Here is a 22,331-nt window from a genome sequence, read left to right as displayed (position 1 = left end):
TATTAGTTCATAAAATTTTAAATTATTTCAAAGTATCTATTCAAGTGATTGAATTTTAGTGAATTTTTGGGTGATATTTTTATTAATACACCTTCGAGAATAAACAGTGCGGCTAATCACTCCCATTAAATTTGTGCAAAGGCTTGCTCAAAGTCAGCCACAATATCGTCGATATCTTCAATGCCTACCGAAAATCGTATCATGCTTTCGTTGATCCCCATTTGCGCACGCTGCTCGGCACCGTTTTCATAAAAGATAGTAGACGCTACCGGCAAACATAATGTGCGTGTATCCCCAAGGTGAGTAGCAATTACCACTGTATTGAGTGAATTTATAAACTTGTGTACATCTAGCCCCGGGGATAAATCCATGCTAAAAATTCCGCCGTAATTACCTTTAAACAGTTCTCTGGCAATATAGTGTTGGGGATGATCAGCGAGCCCAGGATAGTAAACATTGGCCACTTTTTCGTGACCATGCAAGTAAGTGGCTAACCTCAGTGCATTTTCACAGGTTTTGTTGAGCCGTAAAGCCAGGGTTTCTAAGCCTATGGATATTTGTTGTGCCGACTGCGGAGATAAAGTTGCCCCTAAATCACGTAAACCTTTCTTACGAATTTGGGTCATACCCCATGTGGCTGGATCACCCACACGGTACAAGTCAAAAATATTTGGATATTCAGACCAATCATAAACGCCAGTATCCACCACAGCACCACCTAAAACATTGCCATGGCCAGCGATGTATTTAGTTAATGACGTAACCGTTAAGGATGCTTTGACTGTTTTGGCATCGAAAATAAAACCAGGTGTCATGGTATTATCAATAACAAACAAAAGCTTGTTTGCTTCACAAAACTCACCAATGGCCTGTAAATCAGCAACCTGAGTCACTGGATTTGCAATAGTTTCAGTGAATACCATTCGCGTATTGTCTTTCAATTCTTTAGCAATGGAATTGATATTAGTGCTATCCACATAGCTTATTTGAATACCTAAGTTTTCTAATGTGACCATTAAACTGCTGGTATTGCCGAATAAAAATTGGCTAACAATAATGTGGTCGTTTTGCTTCAATAATGCAAAAAACATAGAAGAAATAGCTGCCATGCCTGTGGCAAAAGTGACAGCTGCCACACCGCCTTCAATATCAGCCAATATATTTTGCAAAGCTGCATTAGAGGAAGAAGATGAGCGTCCGTATACATGCCCAAGCTTCTTACCTTGAAACACCTCGACTAAATCATTGACGTCTTGGTACTCAAAAAGGACTGAATTACTTGTGGGTGAATGAACAGAACCATCTTGGGGCTTGTTAAACATGCGGTCAGCATGCACAAGTCGTGTTGTAAAACCTTTATCTTTCAATCGAACTCTCCGCGGGAAAGGCTACCTGGGAAGGAAATTTTGCGTGCACTTTAGCATAAAACGCATAAACTTTTTGCATTTCTAAAGAGTTATCTTCTTTAGGATGAAAAATAGGACCTAAAACGATGGATTTACGGCGATAGTCTAGGCCAATTAAAAACACCGGAATATTCGCTTGTTTAGCAATATGTAAAAAACCACTTTTCCAAGGATAAATTTTGCTACGAGTACCCTCAGGGGCAACAGCTAATAGTATTTTATCCTTTTGTTTAATTTTATCAATCATTTGATTGACGACACCATGGGATTGAGACCGTTCAATGGGTATGCCTCCCCATCGGATCAGTAAAGATTTGAAAGGAGGAACAAAAATACTATGCTTGCCAAAAAATGAGATTTTGAGTCGTAAACGAAATACCGCAGCCATGCCAATCACGAAATCCCAGTTTGAGGTATGGGGAGCTACTGCAATTACCATTTTACTTTGTTCAGGAAACTCCCCTTCAAATTTCCATCCCAATATTTTTAAAATAATGCAGCCTAAACTCTCACTTAAGGCATTTCCTAATCTTGGTATATTTGCAGAAAGTTTCAGTTTTATATCCTGTTGTAATGAATTAATAATATTTACAATATTATTTGCGTTCAGATTCTCTTATTATACACTCGGATTAGACAAACGAACGGGTTTGCAACTTTTTATAACTTCTAGGGTCAAGTAAATAACCATGGAAAAATAATCACTCTTATTATTTTACCTAAAACCGTAGTTTACCAATCTAAGTTGTATGAAAACCGGTCTCAAATAACCCCTTGTTACCATCGTCAGTATTTTAATGGGATTTTTAGTGCTAAGAATTATAATTTTTATATCTTTACTATATAGCCAACATACTTTTAGCCAACAAACAGCGCAAAACCTGTTTAGCCAATATCGAAGCTCTTTATATCAAATTCAAATGATTGATAAAGAGTCTGGAAACAAATCGTCAATTGGTTCCGGATTTAGAGTGAGTGAAAACGGGGATATTATTTCCAATTATCACGTGATATCTGACTTTGTTTACTTTCCCGATAAATACCGCATTCAGTATTTAGATGCAGATGGTAATACCGGTAATTTGCAGCTTAAAAACTTTGATGTAATTAACGATTTATCCTTGTTGCAAATTGATCCTGCACAAACCAGCGGCTTACCCTTTAAGCTAGCAGATAACTTACCATTGCAAGGCTCAAATATATATTCATTAGGCAACCCACATGATTTAGGTATGATAGTCGTGCCTGGCACCTACAATGGATTAAAAAAGAATAGTTTTTACCAACGAATTCATTTTACCGGTTCAATTAACCCTGGAATGAGTGGTGGTCCGGCGGTCAATGGCTTGGGTCAAATCGTTGGCGTTAATGTGGCCACAGCAGGCAATCAAATAGGTTTCTTAATCCCTTTGCCGAAAGTAAAAGCGCTGTTTTATTCACAACAACAAATTGATGCAAAAGATTACAAATCGCACATACAAAAACAATTGCAACAAAACCAAGGGAAAATGGTTGCTCAGATTTTATCCACCCCTTGGTCCCACGCCCCTTTAGGTAAAGCCAGTGTCCCTGAAAAAATATCCGACTTTATATCTTGCTGGGGAGGCTCAAATGCCAGTGAAAAGGATGTGAAATTTTTATCCGTCTCCAGTCGCTGCCGAATTGGTGAAGCCATCTTTTTAAACGGTAGATTACAAACTGGAGAAATTGAAATTGAATTCGAGTGGCTCACTAGCGAACAACTCAACACCTTTCAATTTCACAACTTTCTGACTCAAAAAATTGCCTTTACGCGCCCTGGAAACCAAGCGGGTAAAAACGATGTGACAAATTATCGTTGCCAACAAGATATCGTATCCAACCAACACCAAGTTTCGCAGAAAAGTATTTTGTGTGCTCGCGCTTATAAAGACTTTGACGATTTGTATGATGTTTTATTTATCTCCGCCAGTAATGATTTTTCAGATGGAAGTTTAATTAGCCATTTCACGCTTGCAGGAGTAAGTGCTGATTCTATGAAACAATTTTCTAATCAATTTATGGATTCCATGTCATGGCAATAGTTGTTGAAGTACTGTCGAGAAGCGGCAAAGTTTTAAGCTACCAAGCTTTCGAAAAAGAGACTATTTCCATTGGCAGAGCCTACGATAATGATGTACGCATAGACGACCCCTATGTGGAACCTAGCCACTTATCTGTTAGTTCACAAGACGATAGTAATACACTCATCTTAAATGATGTTGATTCATTAAATGGCGTCAAAATCAATGGAATATCGGGTCAAAACGCCTTAATAGGTTTTGACGATATCGTTACCATAGGCCGAACGCGACTTAGAATATTCAAAGATAGTCAAAACGTCGCACCTGCCGTGATTTTAAGTAAACTAGAAGAAAAAATGGAATGGCTTTCAATGCGCAGAATATGCGCACTTTTAGCCTTTATCTTTATAGGGCTTGTATCCGCTAACTTCTATTTTAATAGTATTGTTGAAGTCAATATTTCGCAAATTATGAAAGTGAGTTTAAGCGCCACAGCAGTAGCCTGCATTTGGCCTCTATGTTTTGCGTTGTTATCCATTTTGGCGAAAAAAGATGCCCACATCGTAACCCAATTTAATTTGCTCTGGCTGTTTTTAATTTGTCACGAATTAATGAGTTATTTACAGGCGCTATTGCAGTTTAACTTAAGTTCTGTGCAATTTATTTATTGGTTCATATTGTTGTTAAAAGGGATCTTGTTCTTCGCATTCTTGTGGTTTACGTTGTTTATAGCTTTCCATCAATCAAGGGCTATGCGCAATGGTATTAGCATTGCAGGAACGGCTTTATTAGCCATGTACGTTTTAGCTCCACACTTTTTCAATACCCAAAATTTCGTTGCAGCGCCCCGCTACACTTCACAAGTGCTGTCTCCTATTTTTAGGATCACAGCGCCTGAAAGTACAGAAGCGTTTGTAGAGAGGTCCGAAAATTTAATTGAAGGTTTAAAGCAAGAAGTTGAAGAGGACAACAAATAACTAATGTGCATTCTTTTTATCGCTGTGGAACAGCATCCTGACTATCCGTTAATAATCGCGGCTAATCGGGATGAGTTTCATCAACGCCCTACTGCTCAATCTGAGTTCTGGCAAGCACACCCTAAGCTATTAGCAGGACGAGATTTGGAAGCGGGTGGGACTTGGATGGGCGCAAATTTGCATGGCCGTATTTGCGCATTAACCAATGTGCGAGATCCTCAAAAACTGCTAAGTAATGCTATTTCAAGGGGGCATTTGGTAAGTGAATTTTTGATTGAGCAAAATAACCCCCAGGACTATTTAAGCAAATTGCGGCAAAGCAAACAGCAATACAATGGCTATAATCTGTTATTTGGAAAATGGAACGACCTTTTTGTTTACAATAATCACACCGATAATGTGAATCGCTTAGGCTCAGGAGTGTATGGATTATCAAATGCAGATTTGGATAGCCCCTGGCCTAAAATAAACCAAGGTGTGGATAAGCTAAGAGAACACTGCCAACAGGCTAAAACGATTGATACCGATAGATTGTTTGAAATTCTACTTGATCAAACCAAAGCAAAAGACGAACAGCTCCCAAAGACGGGGGTTCCAATTGATTGGGAGCGCCGATTATCGTCCATATTCATCCAATCTCCTGAATATGGCACTCGCTCTTCCACCCTGTTATTAGTGAATAAAAACAAGCAGGTAACATGGCTAGAACACACATTCGATCCAGCAGGAACTAACGTCCAGCAACGAGAGTTTCAATTTAACATTCAATAAGCTCATATATTACTCGAAATATCTCTAATTACTGGCATAATAGCGGCTTGTTTTTTTCGCCCGTTATTTATTGAGGAATTGCTGTGTTAGAAGTGTTACCGAAATTACCCGCCGATCCTATTCTAGGTCTGTCTGCTGCTTATCGTGAAGATCCGAATCCTAACAAGATTGATTTAGGTGTCGGCGTATATAAAGATGAAAACGGTAATACGCCAATACTTAGTTCTATTGCAAAAGCGCAAAAAATACTTTTAGCCCAAGAAACCTCAAAAACCTACATCACACCCCAAGGCGTGCAGGGTTATATTAATGGCATGTTGGAACTGCTTTTGGGTAAAGGTCACCCTGCAGTGATTGAAGACCGTGTAGCGGCCGTTCAAGCTCCTGGAGGATGCGGTGCGTTAAGAGTACTTTCTGAATTACTTAAACGTTGTAATGCTGACACGACAGTTTGGGTGAGTGATCCTACTTGGGCAAATCATATCCCCTTAATCGGCAGCGCTGGTTTAAATATTGAAACCTATCCGTATTTTGATAAGGCAACCGCAAACATAAAGTTTGATGAAATGGCTGACTGCTTAAAACAAGTTAAAAAAGGCGATGTTGTGTTGTTGCATGGTTGCTGCCATAACCCAACTGGAGCAGATTTGACCAAAGAACAATGGCAAACTGTACTGGAAATAGCGCAACAACAAGGTTTTATTCCTTTTATCGATGTGGCCTACCAAGGGTTTGGTGATGGTCTCGAAGATGATGCTTATGGGGTTCGCCTATTAACCACAAACCTACCTGAAGTCATTATTGCTGCATCTTGCTCCAAAAACTTTGGTTTGTATCGTGAACGTGTTGGTCTTGCCGTATCTGTAACCAACAGCAGTGCAACTAGACAAATTGTTCAAACGCAAATTCAATCCATTGCTAGAGCTATTTACTCAATGCCTCCTTCCTACGGTGGTGCCTTGGTAGATATCGTATTAAACGATCCTTTGTTGAAAACAGAATGGCAAGGCGAAGTTGAAGATATGCGTGTCCGTATGCAGTCTTTAAGACAGTTATTAGTTGCCAAACTGGCCGAGAAAGGCGCGACAAAAGACTTTAGTTTTGTCACTCAACAAAAAGGCATGTTTTCTTATTTATGTATCAGTCCTGAACAAGTTAAAGCTATTAGAGCCAAACATAGTGTATACTTTGTGGATTCAAGTCGAGTCAACATAGCTGGTATTAGTTTAAAAAATGTCGATGCGTTAGCTACCGCTTTGGTAGATGTTTTATAAGCACTCTTCAAAATGCGCTCAGTGATGGGCGCATTTCTCCTCTTGTTAGCCAATATGCCTTAATGTGAATAAACACAAACATATCAAAGTATCATGGCTCAAATTATTTGTATTTTCTTGCGTTTAATACTTAGATATTAAGCAATGAACATATCACCGTATTTTACTTAATAGAGAAACTTTAATGAATTTTAATTCCCTTGGTTTAGGCCAAAACATTGCTAATGCCTTAATTGAAAAAGGCTACAATGAGCCTACCCCAATTCAAGCACAAGCCATCCCCGCTATTTTAGACAATAAAGATGTAATGGCGGCCGCCCAGACAGGAACAGGTAAAACAGCTGGCTTTGTACTACCTATTTTAGAAAAACTTAGTCATCAACCCCGTCCTAAAGCAAATCAAGTCAACGCCTTAGTCTTAACCCCGACTAGGGAGCTGGCGGCACAGATAGCAGATAATGTAACAGCCTACAGTAAAAACTTAAATATTAGACATACCGTGGTATTTGGTGGGGTGAGTATTAATCCACAAATGATGTCTTTGCGCAAAGGTGTCGATATTCTAGTTGCCACACCTGGACGTTTGTTGGATTTATATAACCAAAAAGCGGTTAAGTTTGATAACTTGCAAATATTAGTGCTGGATGAAGCGGATCGCATGCTAGACATGGGGTTCATTCACGATATCAAGCGGGTAATGAAGTTACTACCCGCTAAACGTCAAAACCTACTGTTTTCTGCAACATTTTCAACGCAAATCCGTGAACTTGCCAAAAACATTGTCAACAATCCGGTAGAAATTTCCGTGGCCCCAGCCAACAAAACGGCCGATAAAGTTGAACAATGTGTTCACCCCGTTGATAAAAGTAAAAAGTCGGCGCTGTTATCTCACATTATCAAACAACAAAATATGGATCAGGTATTGGTGTTTAGTCGCACTAAACACGGCGCTAACCGCCTTGCCAAGCAATTGACGGCCAAAGGCATTGTGTCATCTGCCATTCATGGTAATAAAAGCCAGGGAGCTCGTACCAAGGCGTTAGCAGAATTTAAGTCATCAAAGATCCAAGTGTTGGTTGCAACAGATATTGCAGCCAGAGGGTTAGACATCCATCAACTTCCTTTTGTCATAAACTATGATCTCCCCCATGTAGCTGAAGATTATGTGCATCGTATTGGACGAACAGGTCGCGCTGGAGCAACAGGCCATGCTGTATCACTAGTGACGGTTGAAGATGTTAAATTACTCAAAGATATTGAGCGTGTAATTGGTGAAAAAATCAATCGTATTGAAGTGAAGGGATTCGAACCAACTGAGAAATTATCAGAAACGCCAGCGAAACCACAGCCGAAAAAGACACCCAGACCTAAAAAACCAAGAAGACCTAGAAAACCTGCCTCGGCCCCCCAAACAAAACCGCAAAATTAACTTGAACGGTGAAACTGGGTTAACAACCGATCCAAATGATTAGCAAAGTTTTGTCTGTCAGTTTGATTTAAAGCAGGAGGCCCGCCAGTGTTTACCCCACTGGCGCGCATGGTGTCCATAAAATCGCGAATATTTAGGCGTGAGCGAACATTTTCTTTGTCCATCAACTCTCCCCTAGGACTTAAGGCGTTACACCCCTTTTCAATCACTTCGGCCGCGAGTGGAATATCGCTAGTAATGACTAGATCACCGGCTTCACAGCGCGCAACAATCTCATCGTCGGCTACATCAAAACCGGAAGATACCTGTAATGATGTAATGTTTTTATTGCCAGGCACTCGAATAAACTGATTCGCCACTAACGTCATTTCTACGCCAGTGCGTTGTGCAGCCTTAAATAAAATATCTTTTATTACGTTCGGACAAGCGTCTGCATCAACCCAAATCTTCAAACTGTAACGCTCCTCGAAAAGAATATAAATCGTATCGTTAACGGACTTACCATACTAAATCATCTGGAATTTCATAATCGGCATACCATTCATCTTCTTCTGCCGTGCTTGTTGATTTAGCTTCCGCTTGCTCGGCGGCGTCGGCCCGATAAACCACCGCATTTTTATCACGTAAACTAATCTTATCGGCAACTGGCATAGGCACAATTTCATATGCACCATCAAGCACCACTATGGCTAATTTACCTTGGCTAATTCGATTGCGGGTTTGTTGATTCACGTACAGACGTTTAATAATATTATCGTGGGTAAAATTACACGGAATATCACCGTTATCCTTGGCTTGTTTATTCAGTTCTATCAACTGCTTGATCTGCGCTTTTACCGCTTTGGATTCGGCTAAGGCCTTGGCTTCCTGATTCAACTTTCGGTCTTTTTCTTGCTTTTCACGAAGTGCATTTTGCGCCGCAATTTGCGATTCATTTTTATTTACAACTTTATGTTTTTGTTGTTGTTTTACTTGTTTATGCTTTTCTTTCTTAGCTTGCTTAACCTTCTTCTTATCGGTTAAACCGGCTTTCAATAATTGCTCTTGTAATGATAACGCCATAATAAAATACTCTTTGAATATTCTAGAAATAAAAACGGCAGTATTACACTGCCGTTACAACTGAATTGTAAAGCCGACTACTTGGCTTTCTTACGTTTGTCTTCAACAACCCATTTACCATCTTGATACCAAGCTGACCAGCCTGTTGCTTTGCCTTCGGCATTCTCAGAGGTGACATATTGTTGTTTTGTTTTACGACTAAATCTCACCATAGTCGGGTTGCCATCAGGATCCTTTGCAGGGGCATCGGCCAAGTAATAAAACTTAGGTGAAATGCGATCCCTAAACCTTGCCAACTCGTGAACCATAGGTGCCCGCGTTTCACGGGATTTAGGAAAATTATGGGCGGCCATAAAGATACCCGCAGCCCCATCACGAAGCACAAAGTGCGCATCGGATTTTTCACATTCCAATTCTGGTAAATCAACTGGATCTTCTTTAGGCGGCGCGGCTTCTCCGTTGCGCAATAATTTACGAGTATTTTTACACTCGTCGTTGGTACATCCAAAGTACTTACCAAAACGACCATTTTTAAGTTCCATATCCGAACCACATTTATCACATTCGATAATAGGTCCATCATATCCCTTAATTTTAAAGGTCCCTTTTTCCACATAGGTACCTGGACAAGTTGGCGCATTACCACACACATGTAACTTGCGGGTTTCATCTACCAAATAACTATCCATAGCAGTACCGCAAATATCGCAGCGGCGCTTAGCCCTTAATACTTCTGTTTCCAGTTCTTCTTCATCATCAACTTTTACAACTTCATCACCTGGCGTCAGGTTTTTAGTTCCGGTACAACGCTCTTTAGGTGGTAAATTATAGCCCGAGCAGCCTAAGAACACCCCTGTCGATGCCGTTCTTACGTTCATAGGTCGGCCACATAAGTGACATTCCACATCGGTCTCGATGGCTTGATTAAGGCGCATGCCCCCTTCTTCAGGAGGTAATTCAGCTTTTAATAAGCGCTGATAAAAGTCTTCATAAAATTCATTTAAAACGTCTTTCCAATCACGGATACCATTTGCAACATCATCAAGTTGCTGCTCCATGTTTGCAGTAAAATCAAAATTAATTAAATCAGAGAAATTATCAACTAGGCGATCGTTAACTATCTCTCCCATTTTCTCTGCATAAAAGCGTTTATTATCCAATTTCACATAACCGCGATCTTGGATAGTCGAGATGATACTGGCATAAGTTGATGGACGGCCAATACCACGTTTTTCCAGCTCTTTCACCAATGATGCTTCATTAAAGCGGGCAATGGGTTTAGTAAAGTGTTGCTTAGGATCCAATGCTTTGAGATCAAGTTTTTCACCTTCTTTTACATCAGGTAAATTAATGTCTCCATCACCCTTTCCTTTCACTTGAGTTTGCACCCGGGTCCAACCATCAAACTTTAACACGCGACCTTTAGCGACTAGTTCGTAATCACCGGCTTTAACTTTAATGGTGCTTGCATCGTATTTGGCTGGCACCATTTGACAGGCTACAAATTGTCGCCAAATTAACTCATACAGACGCTGGGCATCCCGTTCAACTTCCGTTAATGATTCCGATTTCACAATGACATTTGAAGGACGTATTGCTTCGTGAGCTTCTTGTGCGCCTTCTTTACTGCCATAGGATATAGGACCATTTGGAAGGTAATTATTGCCAAAATTATCTTCGATGTAGCCACGACAACTATCAACGGCGTCTTTACTTAAGTTAGTTGAATCAGTACGCATATAGGTGATATGACCTGCTTCATAAAGACGCTGGGCCATCATCATGGTTTTCTTCACCCCAAAACCCAATCTGGTACTCGCAGCTTGTTGCAACGTAGAGGTGATAAACGGCGCTGAAGGTTTACTTTGTGTCGGTTTAGATTCGCGACTGATAACTTCATAATCAGCTTTGTTTAAAGCCTCTAACGCAGTATCAGCCTGGGATTTATTAACCGGTTTAAATCCTTTGCCTAAATGTTTAGAGACAAGCATACGCAATGGAGTTTGCTTAGCATTTAAATCTGCGTGAATATCCCAAAATTCTTCAGGCACAAACGCTTTAATTTCGCGCTCTCGCTCAACCACAAGACGCACAGCAACAGACTGCACTCGTCCTGCAGATAATCCTCTGGCTACCTTTTTCCAAAGTAACGGAGAAACCATAAAACCCACAACCCGATCAAGGAATCGACGGGCTTGCTGGGCATTCACCCGGGCGATATTCAATTGGCCTGGATGCGCAAACGCTTCTTGAATTGCATTTTTAGTAATTTCGTTAAACACTACTCTTTGGTAGGTCTTACCTTTACTACCTAGCAATTCCTGCAGGTGCCACGCGATGGCCTCCCCTTCTCTATCCAAATCCGTTGCGAGGTAAATAGTGTCGGCGTCTTTTGCCAGTTTCTTTAATTCATTTACTACTTTTTCTTTACCAGCCAGGATATCGTAATGAGCTTTCCAATCGTGTTTGGGATCTATACCCATGCGATCGACTAACTTTTGATATTCAAATTCTCTTAGGTACTTTTCGCGTTTATTCTCGCTCCATTCTTTAAGCTCTTTAGCTGGTTTTTTAGCCGGAGCTTGACCTAATGCTTTTGTTGGTAAATCTCTAACGTGTCCAACACTAGATTTAACAATAAAATTTTTGCCGAGATATTTATTTATTGTTTTCGCCTTAGCTGGCGACTCGACAATAACCAATGATTTTGCCATAAATTATTCATTAACCTTTGATTCATATGGGTTTTATGCCATTTATAAGGAGTTTACGTAAACTTCCTGTCGCATATTGCTTTTTTAACATATATCGGCAAAGTGAATAGAAAACAAGTTCTTCTTAATACTTATCTACTTTTTATCTGTAAAGCCGCTCTAAATATGTTCAAAATATGTACAGGCACATTGGCAAGCACATTAAAAGACGTATAATCGCCACGAATAATAAACAGAGTAAGCCCAATTCACCTAGTTTTTTATCAAAAAATTAGGTGAGACTAAACCTAATGGGCAAGTTTTTGTGCATTTTAATTGCAATGAGGTGAGTGAGTGAAACAAGTTGAAGTTAATTTTGATGGTCTAGTCGGTCCAACCCATAACTATGCAGGGCTCTCAATTGGAAATGTGGCGTCTCTGAACAATGCAAACGCGTTTAGTAGTCCTAAACAAGCTGCGCTACAAGGCCTACAAAAAATGAAGGCGTTACATGATATGGGAATGATACAAGGCGTATTAGCCCCGCAAGCGAGACCGGATATTGACACTCTCAGACGACTTGGCTTTACTGGCAGTGATTCAAACGTGCTTGAACAGGCCTCAAAGCGAGCTCCTGAAGTTTTCAGCGCCTGTTGCTCTGCTAGTAGCATGTGGACGGCAAATGCTGCTACCGTCTCTCCTAGTGCCGATACGAGCAATGGCAAAGTTCATTTTACACCTGCAAATTTAACCAATAAATTTCATCGTTCATTAGAGCCAGAGGTGACTGGCCGAATTTTGCAAGCCACTTTTGATAATGACAAGTATTTCCAGCATCACCAGCACTTGCCAGAGAATGAACATTTTGGTGATGAAGGCGCGGCTAACCACACCCGACTTTGCAGTGACTATGGTCATGCAGGCATCGAGATGTTTGTTTACGGTCGTTATGCTTTTGACAGCAGTAAACCTGCTCCGAAGAAATTTCCTGCTAGACAAACCTTAGAAGCCAGCCAGGCAGTGGCTCGTTTACATGGACTAAGTGATGATACGACTGTGTTTGTGCAACAAAACCCAGATCTAATAGACCAAGGGGTGTTTCACAACGATGTGATCTCAGTGGGCAATCAGAATGTGCTTTTTTATCATGAGCAAGCTTTTCTTGATACGCAAAATGCCTTAGATGAAATTCAACGTAAATTTGGCGAGCAAAAACTCCATTTTATCCAAGTGGATACAAAGACTGTTCCGGTTCAAGATGCCATTAAAACGTATTTATTTAATACCCAAATTATTACCATGGCCAACGGTGAAATGACAATCATTGCGCCTACGGAATGTGAAGAGAATCCTATCGTCGCTAATTATTTACAGGAATTGACTAGCCTAAATACCCCTATTAAGAAAGTGCATTACTTTGACGTAAAACAAAGTATGCGAAATGGTGGCGGACCAGCCTGTTTGAGACTCAGAGTAGCCATGACAGGTGCAGAACTCGAAGCAGTCAATCAGCACACCTTGATGTCTGATGCGGTATTTGTACGCCTGAATAAATGGGTGAACAAACATTATCGTGATCAATTAAGTGTTAACGATTTACGGGATGCGCAGTTGCTAGATGAAACCCGCAGTGCCTTGGATGAATTAACTCAGATTTTAAATCTAGGTTCAATTTATCCTTTCCAACGTCAGTAAAAAGTAACTTTTAGAACTTAAAAGGCCCTCTAAAATCTAAGGGCCTTTTTAATTAATTTAAGTTCATGTTTTACTAAGGCGTAATCTCATTACAAATCTCATTAAAACCAAAAGGATTAGCTGGTGGTGCAGCCGTTTCAATTTGTAAATCTTCCGATGCAACAGGTAATAAAAATGTTTGGCTTTCAAACGATTCACTACCAGAAGACTGACCGAATACTGCAATATTTACGTTGGTCCACGCACCGTAAGCTTTTGGATAGCGTATCTCAATTTTAGCTTGACCATTTTCATCAGTTTCATTAATTCCATCTACAAAACTTATTGTACCAATAATACCGGGAGTTAATTTATCGTCTTCGTTAATGTCTTCATTTATGTCTAAAGAACCATTTCCGTTAATATCCTCGTTACGACAATTTTTTGTCGTGGTTGTATACCAAAAACCAGACACAATATCGTAAGTCCAAAAACCTTGATAAAAAGCTTCACCATCTGCATATTTTATTGGTGTTGAAGAAGCAGTTAACGCAACGTTCGCAACTGGTCTACCCACAGAGTCACTGACAAACACTGAAAATTCTTTTGAGTAACTAGAATCATCTGGTGACGACAGTAAATTCCCCGTTCCTAATGAAATATCAAAAGCTCTATCACCTACAGTAAGGGTAGTGAAGTCAGTAATAGAATTATTATCAGCCACCTCAGCATGCACTATAACCGCATCTTCACTGCTCACCGCATTAGAGGTATACACAGTAGAGGCAATCCCATTACTGTCCGTTGTAGCTGAATTGGGCGAAACATATCCACCACTGACATCGTCTACTCTAAAATTAATCACTTTTCCTTTAACTAGATTTCCTGTCACGTCTCTTACGATAGCCGTAATCGTTGATGTTTGGCCATCAGGACCAATCAGATCCGGAGATGCGTCAACAATAATAGTATCTGGAACCGTAGCAATAAATTCAAACTGGGTTCTGGCACTAACAGTTTGATTGTTAGCATCTACGCCATTGGCAGTAACGGAAGCCAAGCCGGCGTTATTAGATTGAATGGAAAACGCAGCAACACCATTAGCATCCGTTACCACTGTTGAAGATACAAAGTCTCCCCGAGAGGCACTTAAGGTCACTTCACCGCCAGCATAAGCGATATTGTCTTTTAACCAAGTGACTTCCAATGTTGTGCTGGTATTAAGAGGCACATCCTCCGTTGGTACTGAACTGAAGCTAAAACTGTCTTCTTGTACGGTAAAGGTTAAACTTCCTTCGGCATTAAGTGCACTGGCGGTAATGAGATTCTCACCAGAAGTAGTAGCAACATATTGGATGGCTACCTGCCCTTCACTATCTGTTACTGCTGAAGAAACGATACTTCCTTGTGTTGTGCTTAGTTGCACACTTTGATTGGCTAAGCCAGTACCATCAGAATCAACGACTTTAATGGTGAGATCTACAGTATCCCCTAACACCACGGAAATAGGGCCATCAACATTGACTTCTGTGCCAACAATTTCAACATCAATGGTTTCACTTAGGGTACCCGAAGAAACTGTCGCTGTAATCGTTCTATTCTCGGGATTGTTGCGACTGGTTAAGGTGGCTCTGGCAGTACCATCATCCGCAGAGGTCCCTTGTACTATTTGCAATTCCGCCCCGTTATTTGCAGCAAAGGATACATCAACACCAGAAAGTAAGATATTTTGTGCATTTTTCACTACCGCAATAAGTTCTATTTCATCAGAACCGCTAGAGGCAAGCTGAATTGAGCTGGCATAGAGCTCCAACGAAGCTGGTGTTACACCAGATTGAGAAGTACCTGAAGAACTGAAGCCTATCTGGCCTTCTGTGCCATCTGAAAGCGCACCTGTGACCAGGCCATCTCCGGAACTTGCTCCTACTATTAACCCAATAGTAGCAACGCCCTGTGCGTTGGTTAGGGCTGTGCCAGTATCATTATCAAAGCTAGCCAAGCCATCTTGACTAAAGGTGAAGGTGACTAGCTGGTCTTCCACGTCACCGTCGGAGCTAGTAACGGTGGCAGTCACTACCAATGGAGACGTTGAAGTCAGCTCATTCACTGCCGCGCCGTTTTGATCGGCGATACTCAAATTAACCTCATAGGTTACCGAAGTATCACTGCCATCGCTATCTGTTGCTGTAGAATCACGCTCAACTGAGCCTCCTCCGCCACACGCGGATAGTGTAAAAATTAGTATAACTGCGAATAACATCTTCAAACGTGAAGCCATGCATTTTTTCCCACAAATAATGTTTTTCAATTCAAGTACCCGTTCTAAATCATTTTTATTGTTTTGCTAGAGACCTAAACTTGCTACGCTATCCAAAAATCAATAATAAATTTAGGACAAACAATGCAGCAATCTCCAAAAAAACTTGGTCTCACCGCTAAAATCTTTATCGGCATGATTGCCGGGATAATTACCGGTGTTATTTTAAAATGGTCATTTGATGATAGCGGAGATTTAGCATTTAGTGTATTCGGGACAACGGTTTCTACGTATGATGTTTTAGTCAATGGTATATTTAACGTTATTGGTCAGATCTTTATCAACAGTTTAAAAATGCTAATTGTGCCCCTGGTATTTGTATCTTTGGTTTGTGGTGTGGCAAATTTATCTGAGCCTAGCAAATTGGGACGTTTAGGCGGAAAGTCTGTTTTGCTCTACATTGGCACCACGGCTATCGCAATAACCGTTGCAATGATTGCAGCCATTATCGTACAACCTGGTTCGGGGATCCCCATTCCTTCCGATGCGGTCTTTGCGGCTAAAGAGCCACCTACCCTTGCGGCAGTGATTATCGACATCTTTCCTTCTAACCCATTTCAAGCCTTTACTGAAGGTAAAATGTTGCAGGTTATCACCTTCGCCGTTTTATTCGGATTAGCCATTGCAATGGTAGGTGATGCAGGTAGACGAGTAGCGGCTTTCTTCGAAGATTTAAATACGGTCATCATGAAGTTAGTCACTATCTTAATGAATATGGCTCCTTACGGTGTGTTTGCCCTTTTAGCAAAATTATTCACCACTATAGACGAGGGGCGAATCGCATCATTGGCTTTATATTTTGTCTTGGTATTTGCCGTACTGTTAATTCATGCCTTTGTTAACTATTCCATTATTCTGAAACTATTGACTGGATTAAATCCAAAGTATTTGTTCTTAAAAATGCGCGAAGCTGTATTATTTGCCTTTAGTACCGCCAGTAGTAGTGCAACCTTGCCTGTTACCATGGAAACCGCCACCAAAAAGTTAGGTATTGGCAAATCCGTAGCCTCTTTTGTGGTTCCTTTAGGGTCTACAATTAACATGGATGGCACAGCGATAATGCAAGGGGTGGCTACCGTGTTTATCGCTCAAGTTTATGGTATCGACCTCTCCACATCAGACATGTTGATGGTGGTAGTAACCGCAACATTGGCGTCGGTAGGCACTGCGGGAGTCCCCGGCGTCGGTACACTCATGTTATCTATGGTACTAGTACAAGTTGGGCTACCTGTTGAAGGTGTTGCCTTAATATTAGGTGTAGACAGGTTATTGGATATGACCCGAACAGCGGTGAATATTACCGGTGACTGTATGGTTTCTTGTGTTGTGGCAAAAAGCGAAAATGAGCTAGATGAGTCAGTATACTATGATATGGAAGCTGGCGAAGACTTTGAAAAAGTTGACTTAGATGATTTTAAATCCACGGCCACTGAAACTAAGGATTAATTGTAATAACAGGCATTAGCAGCTAAAAATTAGTTGCTAATGCTGACCTAGGGCTTCGGCTGGATTTATTTGCGTTGCTTTAATGGCAGGATAAATTGTAGCTAACAAACTTAACGTTACTGCGATTAAGGCGGTAAATAATACTTCGCTCCAACGTAATTGTGACGGCAAAAAATCAATAAAGTAGACATCTCCCGATAAAAACTTCGCACCGCTGATGGTTTCAATTAGGCTGGCAATCTGGGTAAGATACTCCGCCAACAACACCCCACATATGACGCCAACGAAGGTACCGATAACACCGTTCACCGCACCTTGCAGAATAAACACTTGGATAATTAACCTATCTCGTGCTCCCATAGTTTTAAGCATGGCGATTTCAGCCCGTTTTTCACTCACCGCCATCACTAAGGTTGAGATAATATTAAAACAAGCTACACCAATGACTAACGTAAGGGCCACATACACTACCGCTCTTACTAACTGAATATCTTGGTATAGATGTCCTTGCGTCCGCATCCAGTCTGACATAAAAACATGTTGTGAAAATGAAAAGCCAAATTCACGAATAGCACTATTCGCTATAAAAGGATCGTCAAAGCGAAAGCGCAAACCCTGGGCGCCGGTTTTCGTGCCTAAGGTATCCGCCGCAAGCTGAATATGCATAAATCCAATCTGACCATCGAGCTCTCCGCCTATGGCAATTTCACCAGCAACGTTTAACCATACAGATTTTGGCGCTGAGAAAGAAAGATCATCAGATATTTGCGGTAAAACAAGCTGCACTTTATCTCCGACCTTTACCGCTAATTGCTGCATAATCGCCCGACCTAGTAAAACCGAATTTGGGTCTGCCTTAAAATTCTGCCAATGACTTTCCCCCACTTGTTGCACTAATCGGTTATTTTTTGAATAATTTAGGTTAATTCCAACCAGCTCAGGCACGGCTTTCATTTTACTGCCTTTTTGCAGTAATCCAGCGGCTTTAATATAGGGTTCAATGGCGCTAATTCTTGGATCAGAAGACAAGCGGTCGAGTTGTTGTTGCCAATCCTCTAATCCGCTGCCCTCATAAGCGTATATTTCAGCGTGAGGAATAAAACTCAACAGTTGATTTTTGAGCTCACGTTCGAAACCATTCATAACAGATAGCAGCAATATTAGCACCATGCATCCTAATGCAATACCCAGGGTTGATGACGCTGAAATGAAGGATATAAAACCATTTTGACGCTTACCTGAACGGAAACGCCAAGCCAGTTGTGCAACTAAATTCATACCGTTGCGCCCTGCTCAACGAGTTTTCCATCTGTAATGTGTAAGGTTCTATCTAATTTTGCAGCCAACTCAATATCATGGGTAACTACGATAAAACTGGTTGAGATTTGCTCTCTTAACTCGTTCAATAAATGATAAATACTCTGCCCGGTCGTATGGTCTAAATTGCCAGTGGGTTCGTCCGCTAAAACGAGGTCAGGTTGAGTGACTAGTGCCCGAGCGATGGCTGAACGTTGACGCTCTCCGCCAGACATTTGAGATGGCTTATGATCTAATCGATGACCTAAACCTACTCGTTTTAGAATTTCTTCTGCTTTGTGTTTAGCCAATTCAGTTTTGCACTTGCCAATAAGCAGTGGCATCGCAACATTTTCTAGGGCTGTAAACTCAGGCAATAAATGATGAAATTGATAAACAAACCCTAAACACTTATTTCGAAAGTCAGCTTGTTGCTTTTCAGTAAACTGGAAAATGTCTTGTCCGTTGAACAATACTTGTCCTGAGGTGGGTGTATCTAATGCGCCTAAAATATGCAATAACGTACTTTTTCCCGAGCCTGAACTCCCTAATATGGCAACTTGCTCTGCTTTATTGATCTCAAAATTTACTTTATTTAGCACTTGCACTAAGGCTGCGTCATTTTCTTGATAAGTTTTACTTACATTTTTACAGATTAACAACTGTGACATAATCTCTTCTTTATTTTTCATCTTGCTGTTGTTTAAACAATTCTCGCTCACGTCGTTTCCACATCAGTCTTGCCACTTTTTTCATACTCACGTGTTTATCTTTTTCATCGACAATTTCAAACCCTAACAGGCTTTCTAGCAAGTCTTCCAATGTCAGAATGCCATCCATACCACCGTATTCATCCACGACCAGCAGCATGTGAGAACGCGATTGTAAAAAGTGCGGGAAAGTTTCAGCCAGACTGGTACTGCTCAATAAAGCTACCATGTCTTTGCGATATTCAGCCAGTAACTTGTTACCGTTGCCCCTGGCCTGAGCTAAAATCAAATCAGATTTTAAAACAAAACCACTGATTTTTTCCGGCTCTTCATCTTCATAAACGGGGATCCTCGAAAAAGCCACGGTTGCGTGTTTATGGTAGAAAGTTTCAACGCTTATGTTTTCAGACACTTTAAACACCACGGTTCGGTGGGTCATGGCATCACGTACTTTAAGATCATCTAAACTCAACAGGCTTTGTAAAATATTGGCTTCTTGATGATCAAGTAAGCCTTCATGTTTCGACAATTCCGTCATGGCTTGAAGTTCACCACGGCTCAGGCCTTTTAGTGGGCTTTCTTCAGTGAATTTACTGGTTAACGCATTGGCCATTTGTACAAACGGATACAAAACCCAAACTAAGTACTTTAAGAAATAAGCCGTAATTGGCGCTAGTTGCCGCCAGTAAGTTGCGCCTAGGGTTTTCGGTATAATTTCAGAAAACACCAAGATCAACAACGTCAATACTGCTGAAGCTGCACCTAGGTAAGCGTCGCCGAAAACCACAGCCGCCTGTGCGCCAGCTCCTGCTGCCCCCATAGTATGCGCAATCGTATTTAGGGTTAAGATGGCGGCCAAGGGTTTGTTAATGTCCGTTGTTAGGTCATGCAAAATCTCTCCAGATTTTTCGCCATTGTTCATGGAAACTGATATATAAGCCGAAGAGATACTCAAAATAACCGCTTCAGCCACTGAACATAAAAAAGAAAAACCCAGTGCAACAACTACATAGATAATTAATAGCAACATACAGTTAGCTATCTCCCTCTTTCTTTGGTTTATGTTGCTCAAACCACCATAAAATGTATTCCACTTTAGCCATCAAATTACTTGGCTTACGATAGATCCCATGTGACGCATTCGGAATTCGTACCATTGCACTATCAACACCTTGGATTTTTAGAGCCTGATAAAATTGCTCCGATTCGGATATTGGCGTTCGATGATCAGACTCGCCAGTTAACAACATTGTAGGTGTGGTGACATTACCTACATAACTAATGGGGGAATACCGCATATACTCATCTAAATTATCCCAAGGTTTTCCATTGAACCAATATTGGTAAAAGAATGGATAAAAATCAGCGGTTAACACAAAGCTAAACCAATTAATAACCGGTTTTGCCACTACTGCCGCTGTAAATCGCTGAGTGTGACCAATGGACCAAGCCGTCAGAGTACCACCGCCTGACCCACCAGTAATAAATAGTTGTTCAGTATCTATAAACCCTTTCTCAATGAGTTTATCGACACCGCTCATTAAGTCATCAAAATCCTGGCTGGGATAGTTTTTATCAATTGTATGAGCAAAATCTGCTCCGTAACTAGAACTTCCACGAGGATTGAGATATAAAACCACGTTTCCAGCAGCAGCAAACAATTGAATTTCCATGGAGAAATGAGGTCCATAAGCAGTGACTGGACCGCCATGTATTTCCAATATCATTGGGTACTTTTTATTTGCATCGAATCCTGGTGGATAAGCTATCCAACCTTGAATATCTTTGCCATCGGCACTGGATGTAAACCAAAACTCTTCTATCTTAGCCAGCTTTTTATGGCCTAAAGCATCATCATTTAAATGGGTTAATTGTTTGCTTTTTTTGTTATCAATGATACCGACATCGGCAGGCCGTAATGGATTTGAATAGGTAATCGCAACTTTGCCATTTTCACTGACCGAAAATTCACCGCTAGTATAAGGTCGACCATAGGATTGGCCACCCAATTTATCTGACAATATAGTGCGTTTATCCGCTGTCCTTGCTGATTGCAACGCCAAAATGGTTTTACCTTTGTCATCATATTGAATATACAGGTTTCGACTCTTATGATCCCACTCAACTCGGTCGATGCTGCGGTCTAAGCCGTCGGACACCATGATGGTCTCCCCATCCGAAAGTTGCTTCACATAGACTTTGGCATTATCGTAATTCTTGCGGGCATCATCAAAACCAATATAGGCAATGTATTTACCGTTTGGGGAAACCTTAGGGCTATCATCAGGGCCATCTCTGTCCGTCAATTGAGTGATGGAATTATCATCTATAGAGATAGCATATATATCACTATTGAGAGGAGTGAAATCCCGATTTTCTGAACGATTTGCAGAAAAATAAATGCGTTGACTATTCTGCCCCCAACTAAGCTCACCGCCATTGTCAAATTCATCATGGGTTAATTGTCTTGGTGTTCCACCTTCTGCGGATAAGATAAAGATCTCACTAGTACCCGGGGTGCGATAACCTCCACCATCAAAGCGATAATAAACATCATCAATATAAATAGCAGGATCCGCCCATTTTGCGCCAGCAGGCTTACCTGAAAGAGATACGGGAGATTTAGGTGTACCTGGCACAAACATGCTAAATGCAATGTATTTACCGTCTGGAGACCAGCTCAAACCACTGGGAGAGGAGGTTAAATTCGTCAGTTTTGCCGTTTTGCCTGTAGCTAACCAAGTCAAATAAATTTGAGGCTTGCCACTTTGCGTTGAAATATAAGCCAGCTTTTTACCATCGGCGGACAATACAGGGTTATAATCCAAATGATCCCCTGTCGTGACGGGAAGCATATCGCCAGTTTTGCTATCTACAGACCAAATATTGCCAAGCTTTCTGTCACTTTGAATATCCATAAAATGACGTACAAAATAGATGGTTTTGCCGTCAGCGCTAATATTTAAATCTGCCGCATACTCAATATCAAAGATATTTTCAGATTTGAGCACATCCATTTCAGTTTTCGCACTGATTGTTGGAGAGATTAATCCTCCAATCAACATAACGCTAACTATTACTTTTTTCATTTTTTATCCCTAATTTAGTGGGCGAACAAATAGCTTATCGCATTTTTTGAAAAATGCCTTGCAATTCCGACGATTGGATTGAGAAATTCATCGATTATGAATCATTTCAAGAGTGCTTACTGGATTTGTATTGGGATTCTTCCGT

At 40.9% G+C, this 22,331-nt stretch carries 17 protein-coding genes; 7 read left to right on the top strand and 10 right to left on the bottom strand.

The window, feature by feature from the left end:
• Positions 1-125: 125 nt before the first annotated feature.
• On the bottom strand, positions 126-1,367 hold the full coding sequence (locus Q4574_RS04105) for a cystathionine gamma-synthase family protein (RefSeq protein ID WP_303471853.1): 1,242 nt from the start codon (positions 1,365-1,367) through the stop codon (positions 126-128).
• The gene (locus tag Q4574_RS04100) at positions 1,357-1,845 is read right to left on the bottom strand and encodes a 1-acyl-sn-glycerol-3-phosphate acyltransferase (protein ID WP_303471851.1); all 489 of its coding nucleotides are present in this window, start codon (positions 1,843-1,845) and stop codon (positions 1,357-1,359) included. The genes Q4574_RS04105 and Q4574_RS04100 overlap by 11 nt, the downstream gene beginning before the upstream one ends.
• A gap of 370 nt (positions 1,846-2,215) precedes the next feature.
• Here Q4574_RS04100 and Q4574_RS04095 point away from each other — a divergent pair, with 370 nt between their 5' ends.
• The 5 genes from Q4574_RS04095 (at position 2,216) to Q4574_RS04075 (ending at position 7,899) form a co-directional block, all read left to right on the top strand.
• Complete coding sequence (locus Q4574_RS04095) at positions 2,216-3,469, top strand: serine protease (protein WP_368411632.1); 1,254 nt, start codon at positions 2,216-2,218, stop codon at positions 3,467-3,469.
• The gene (locus tag Q4574_RS04090; protein ID WP_303471847.1) at positions 3,460-4,425 is read left to right on the top strand and encodes an FHA domain-containing protein; all 966 of its coding nucleotides are present in this window, start codon (positions 3,460-3,462) and stop codon (positions 4,423-4,425) included. Before Q4574_RS04095 ends, Q4574_RS04090 begins: the two co-directional genes overlap by 10 nt.
• Positions 4,426-4,428: 3 nt before the next feature.
• Positions 4,429-5,196 (top strand): NRDE family protein, encoded by a 768-nt coding sequence (locus tag Q4574_RS04085; protein ID WP_303471845.1) that lies wholly within the window; start codon positions 4,429-4,431, stop codon positions 5,194-5,196.
• An 83-nt stretch (positions 5,197-5,279) separates the two neighbouring features.
• Positions 5,280-6,470 (top strand): amino acid aminotransferase, encoded by a 1,191-nt coding sequence (locus tag Q4574_RS04080; RefSeq protein ID WP_303471843.1) that lies wholly within the window; start codon positions 5,280-5,282, stop codon positions 6,468-6,470.
• Positions 6,471-6,654: 184 nt separating this feature from the next.
• A complete protein-coding gene (locus Q4574_RS04075; RefSeq protein ID WP_303471840.1) occupies positions 6,655-7,899 on the top strand; it encodes a DEAD/DEAH box helicase in 1,245 nt (414 codons plus the stop codon).
• On the opposite strand, the gene Q4574_RS04070 is transcribed toward Q4574_RS04075, so the two are convergent.
• From Q4574_RS04070 to topA, 3 genes are all read right to left on the bottom strand, one after another.
• Positions 7,896-8,351, bottom strand: a complete 456-nt coding sequence (locus Q4574_RS04070; protein WP_303471838.1) for a YaiI/YqxD family protein — start codon at positions 8,349-8,351, stop codon at positions 7,896-7,898. The two genes, Q4574_RS04075 and Q4574_RS04070, sit on opposite strands and share 4 nt — an antisense overlap.
• A 46-nt stretch (positions 8,352-8,397) precedes the next feature.
• The gene (locus Q4574_RS04065; RefSeq protein ID WP_303471836.1) at positions 8,398-8,961 is read right to left on the bottom strand and encodes a DUF2058 domain-containing protein; all 564 of its coding nucleotides are present in this window, start codon (positions 8,959-8,961) and stop codon (positions 8,398-8,400) included.
• Positions 8,962-9,038: 77 nt separating this feature from the next.
• A complete protein-coding gene (gene topA, locus Q4574_RS04060) occupies positions 9,039-11,675 on the bottom strand; it encodes a type I DNA topoisomerase (RefSeq protein ID WP_303471834.1) in 2,637 nt (878 codons plus the stop codon).
• A 333-nt stretch (positions 11,676-12,008) separates the two neighbouring features.
• On the opposite strand from topA, the gene astB reads away from it, so the two are divergent.
• Positions 12,009-13,349 (top strand): N-succinylarginine dihydrolase, encoded by a 1,341-nt coding sequence (gene astB, locus Q4574_RS04055; RefSeq protein WP_303471832.1) that lies wholly within the window; start codon positions 12,009-12,011, stop codon positions 13,347-13,349.
• Positions 13,350-13,422: 73 nt separating this feature from the next.
• Here the strand turns inward: astB and Q4574_RS04050 are convergent, their stop codons facing one another.
• Positions 13,423-15,606, bottom strand: a complete 2,184-nt coding sequence (locus tag Q4574_RS04050) for an Ig-like domain-containing protein (RefSeq protein ID WP_303471829.1) — start codon at positions 15,604-15,606, stop codon at positions 13,423-13,425.
• Between the two features lie 123 nt (positions 15,607-15,729).
• Here Q4574_RS04050 and Q4574_RS04045 point away from each other — a divergent pair, with 123 nt between their 5' ends.
• Positions 15,730-17,091: a dicarboxylate/amino acid:cation symporter gene (locus tag Q4574_RS04045; RefSeq protein ID WP_303471827.1), complete on the top strand. Its 1,362-nt coding sequence runs from the start codon at positions 15,730-15,732 to the stop codon at positions 17,089-17,091.
• Positions 17,092-17,127: 36 nt separating this feature from the next.
• Here the strand turns inward: Q4574_RS04045 and Q4574_RS04040 are convergent, their stop codons facing one another.
• Genes Q4574_RS04040 through Q4574_RS04025 form a run of 4 tightly spaced genes read right to left on the bottom strand, consistent with a single transcriptional unit; the run spans position 17,128 to position 22,186 of the window.
• Complete coding sequence (locus Q4574_RS04040) at positions 17,128-18,369, bottom strand: lipoprotein-releasing ABC transporter permease subunit (protein ID WP_303471825.1); 1,242 nt, start codon at positions 18,367-18,369, stop codon at positions 17,128-17,130.
• Positions 18,366-19,058: a lipoprotein-releasing ABC transporter ATP-binding protein LolD gene (gene lolD, locus Q4574_RS04035; RefSeq protein ID WP_303471822.1), complete on the bottom strand. Its 693-nt coding sequence runs from the start codon at positions 19,056-19,058 to the stop codon at positions 18,366-18,368. The genes Q4574_RS04040 and lolD overlap by 4 nt, the downstream gene beginning before the upstream one ends.
• Positions 19,059-19,068: 10 nt before the next feature.
• Complete coding sequence (locus tag Q4574_RS04030) at positions 19,069-20,127, bottom strand: CNNM domain-containing protein (protein ID WP_303471819.1); 1,059 nt, start codon at positions 20,125-20,127, stop codon at positions 19,069-19,071.
• Between the two features lie 4 nt (positions 20,128-20,131).
• Positions 20,132-22,186, bottom strand: a complete 2,055-nt coding sequence (locus tag Q4574_RS04025) for a S9 family peptidase (RefSeq protein WP_303471817.1) — start codon at positions 22,184-22,186, stop codon at positions 20,132-20,134.
• Between the last annotated feature and the right edge of the window lie 145 nt (positions 22,187-22,331).

The sequence above is a fragment of the Aliiglaciecola sp. 3_MG-2023 genome (assembly GCF_030548205.1).
GTDB lineage: Bacteria > Pseudomonadota > Gammaproteobacteria > Enterobacterales > Alteromonadaceae > Aliiglaciecola.
Note: the sequence above shows the minus strand (reverse complement) of the source record. Positions and strands in the feature narration are given on the sequence as shown.

Coding starts and splice junctions, on each gene's coding strand:
- Q4574_RS04100 (WP_303471851.1), bottom strand. CDS start 1,845: ATGGTAATTGCAGTAGCTCCCCATACCTCAAACTGGGATTTCGTGATT.
- Q4574_RS04090 (WP_303471847.1), top strand. CDS start 3,460: ATGGCAATAGTTGTTGAAGTACTGTCGAGAAGCGGCAAAGTTTTAAGC.
- Q4574_RS04085 (WP_303471845.1), top strand. CDS start 4,429: ATGTGCATTCTTTTTATCGCTGTGGAACAGCATCCTGACTATCCGTTA.
- Q4574_RS04075 (WP_303471840.1), top strand. CDS start 6,655: ATGAATTTTAATTCCCTTGGTTTAGGCCAAAACATTGCTAATGCCTTA.
- Q4574_RS04065 (WP_303471836.1), bottom strand. CDS start 8,961: ATGGCGTTATCATTACAAGAGCAATTATTGAAAGCCGGTTTAACCGAT.
- topA (WP_303471834.1), bottom strand. CDS start 11,675: ATGGCAAAATCATTGGTTATTGTCGAGTCGCCAGCTAAGGCGAAAACA.
- Q4574_RS04050 (WP_303471829.1), bottom strand. CDS start 15,606: ATGGCTTCACGTTTGAAGATGTTATTCGCAGTTATACTAATTTTTACA.
- Q4574_RS04045 (WP_303471827.1), top strand. CDS start 15,730: ATGCAGCAATCTCCAAAAAAACTTGGTCTCACCGCTAAAATCTTTATC.
- Q4574_RS04040 (WP_303471825.1), bottom strand. CDS start 18,369: ATGAATTTAGTTGCACAACTGGCTTGGCGTTTCCGTTCAGGTAAGCGT.
- lolD (WP_303471822.1), bottom strand. CDS start 19,058: ATGTCACAGTTGTTAATCTGTAAAAATGTAAGTAAAACTTATCAAGAA.
- Q4574_RS04030 (WP_303471819.1), bottom strand. CDS start 20,127: ATGTTGCTATTAATTATCTATGTAGTTGTTGCACTGGGTTTTTCTTTT.
- Q4574_RS04025 (WP_303471817.1), bottom strand. CDS start 22,186: ATGAAAAAAGTAATAGTTAGCGTTATGTTGATTGGAGGATTAATCTCT.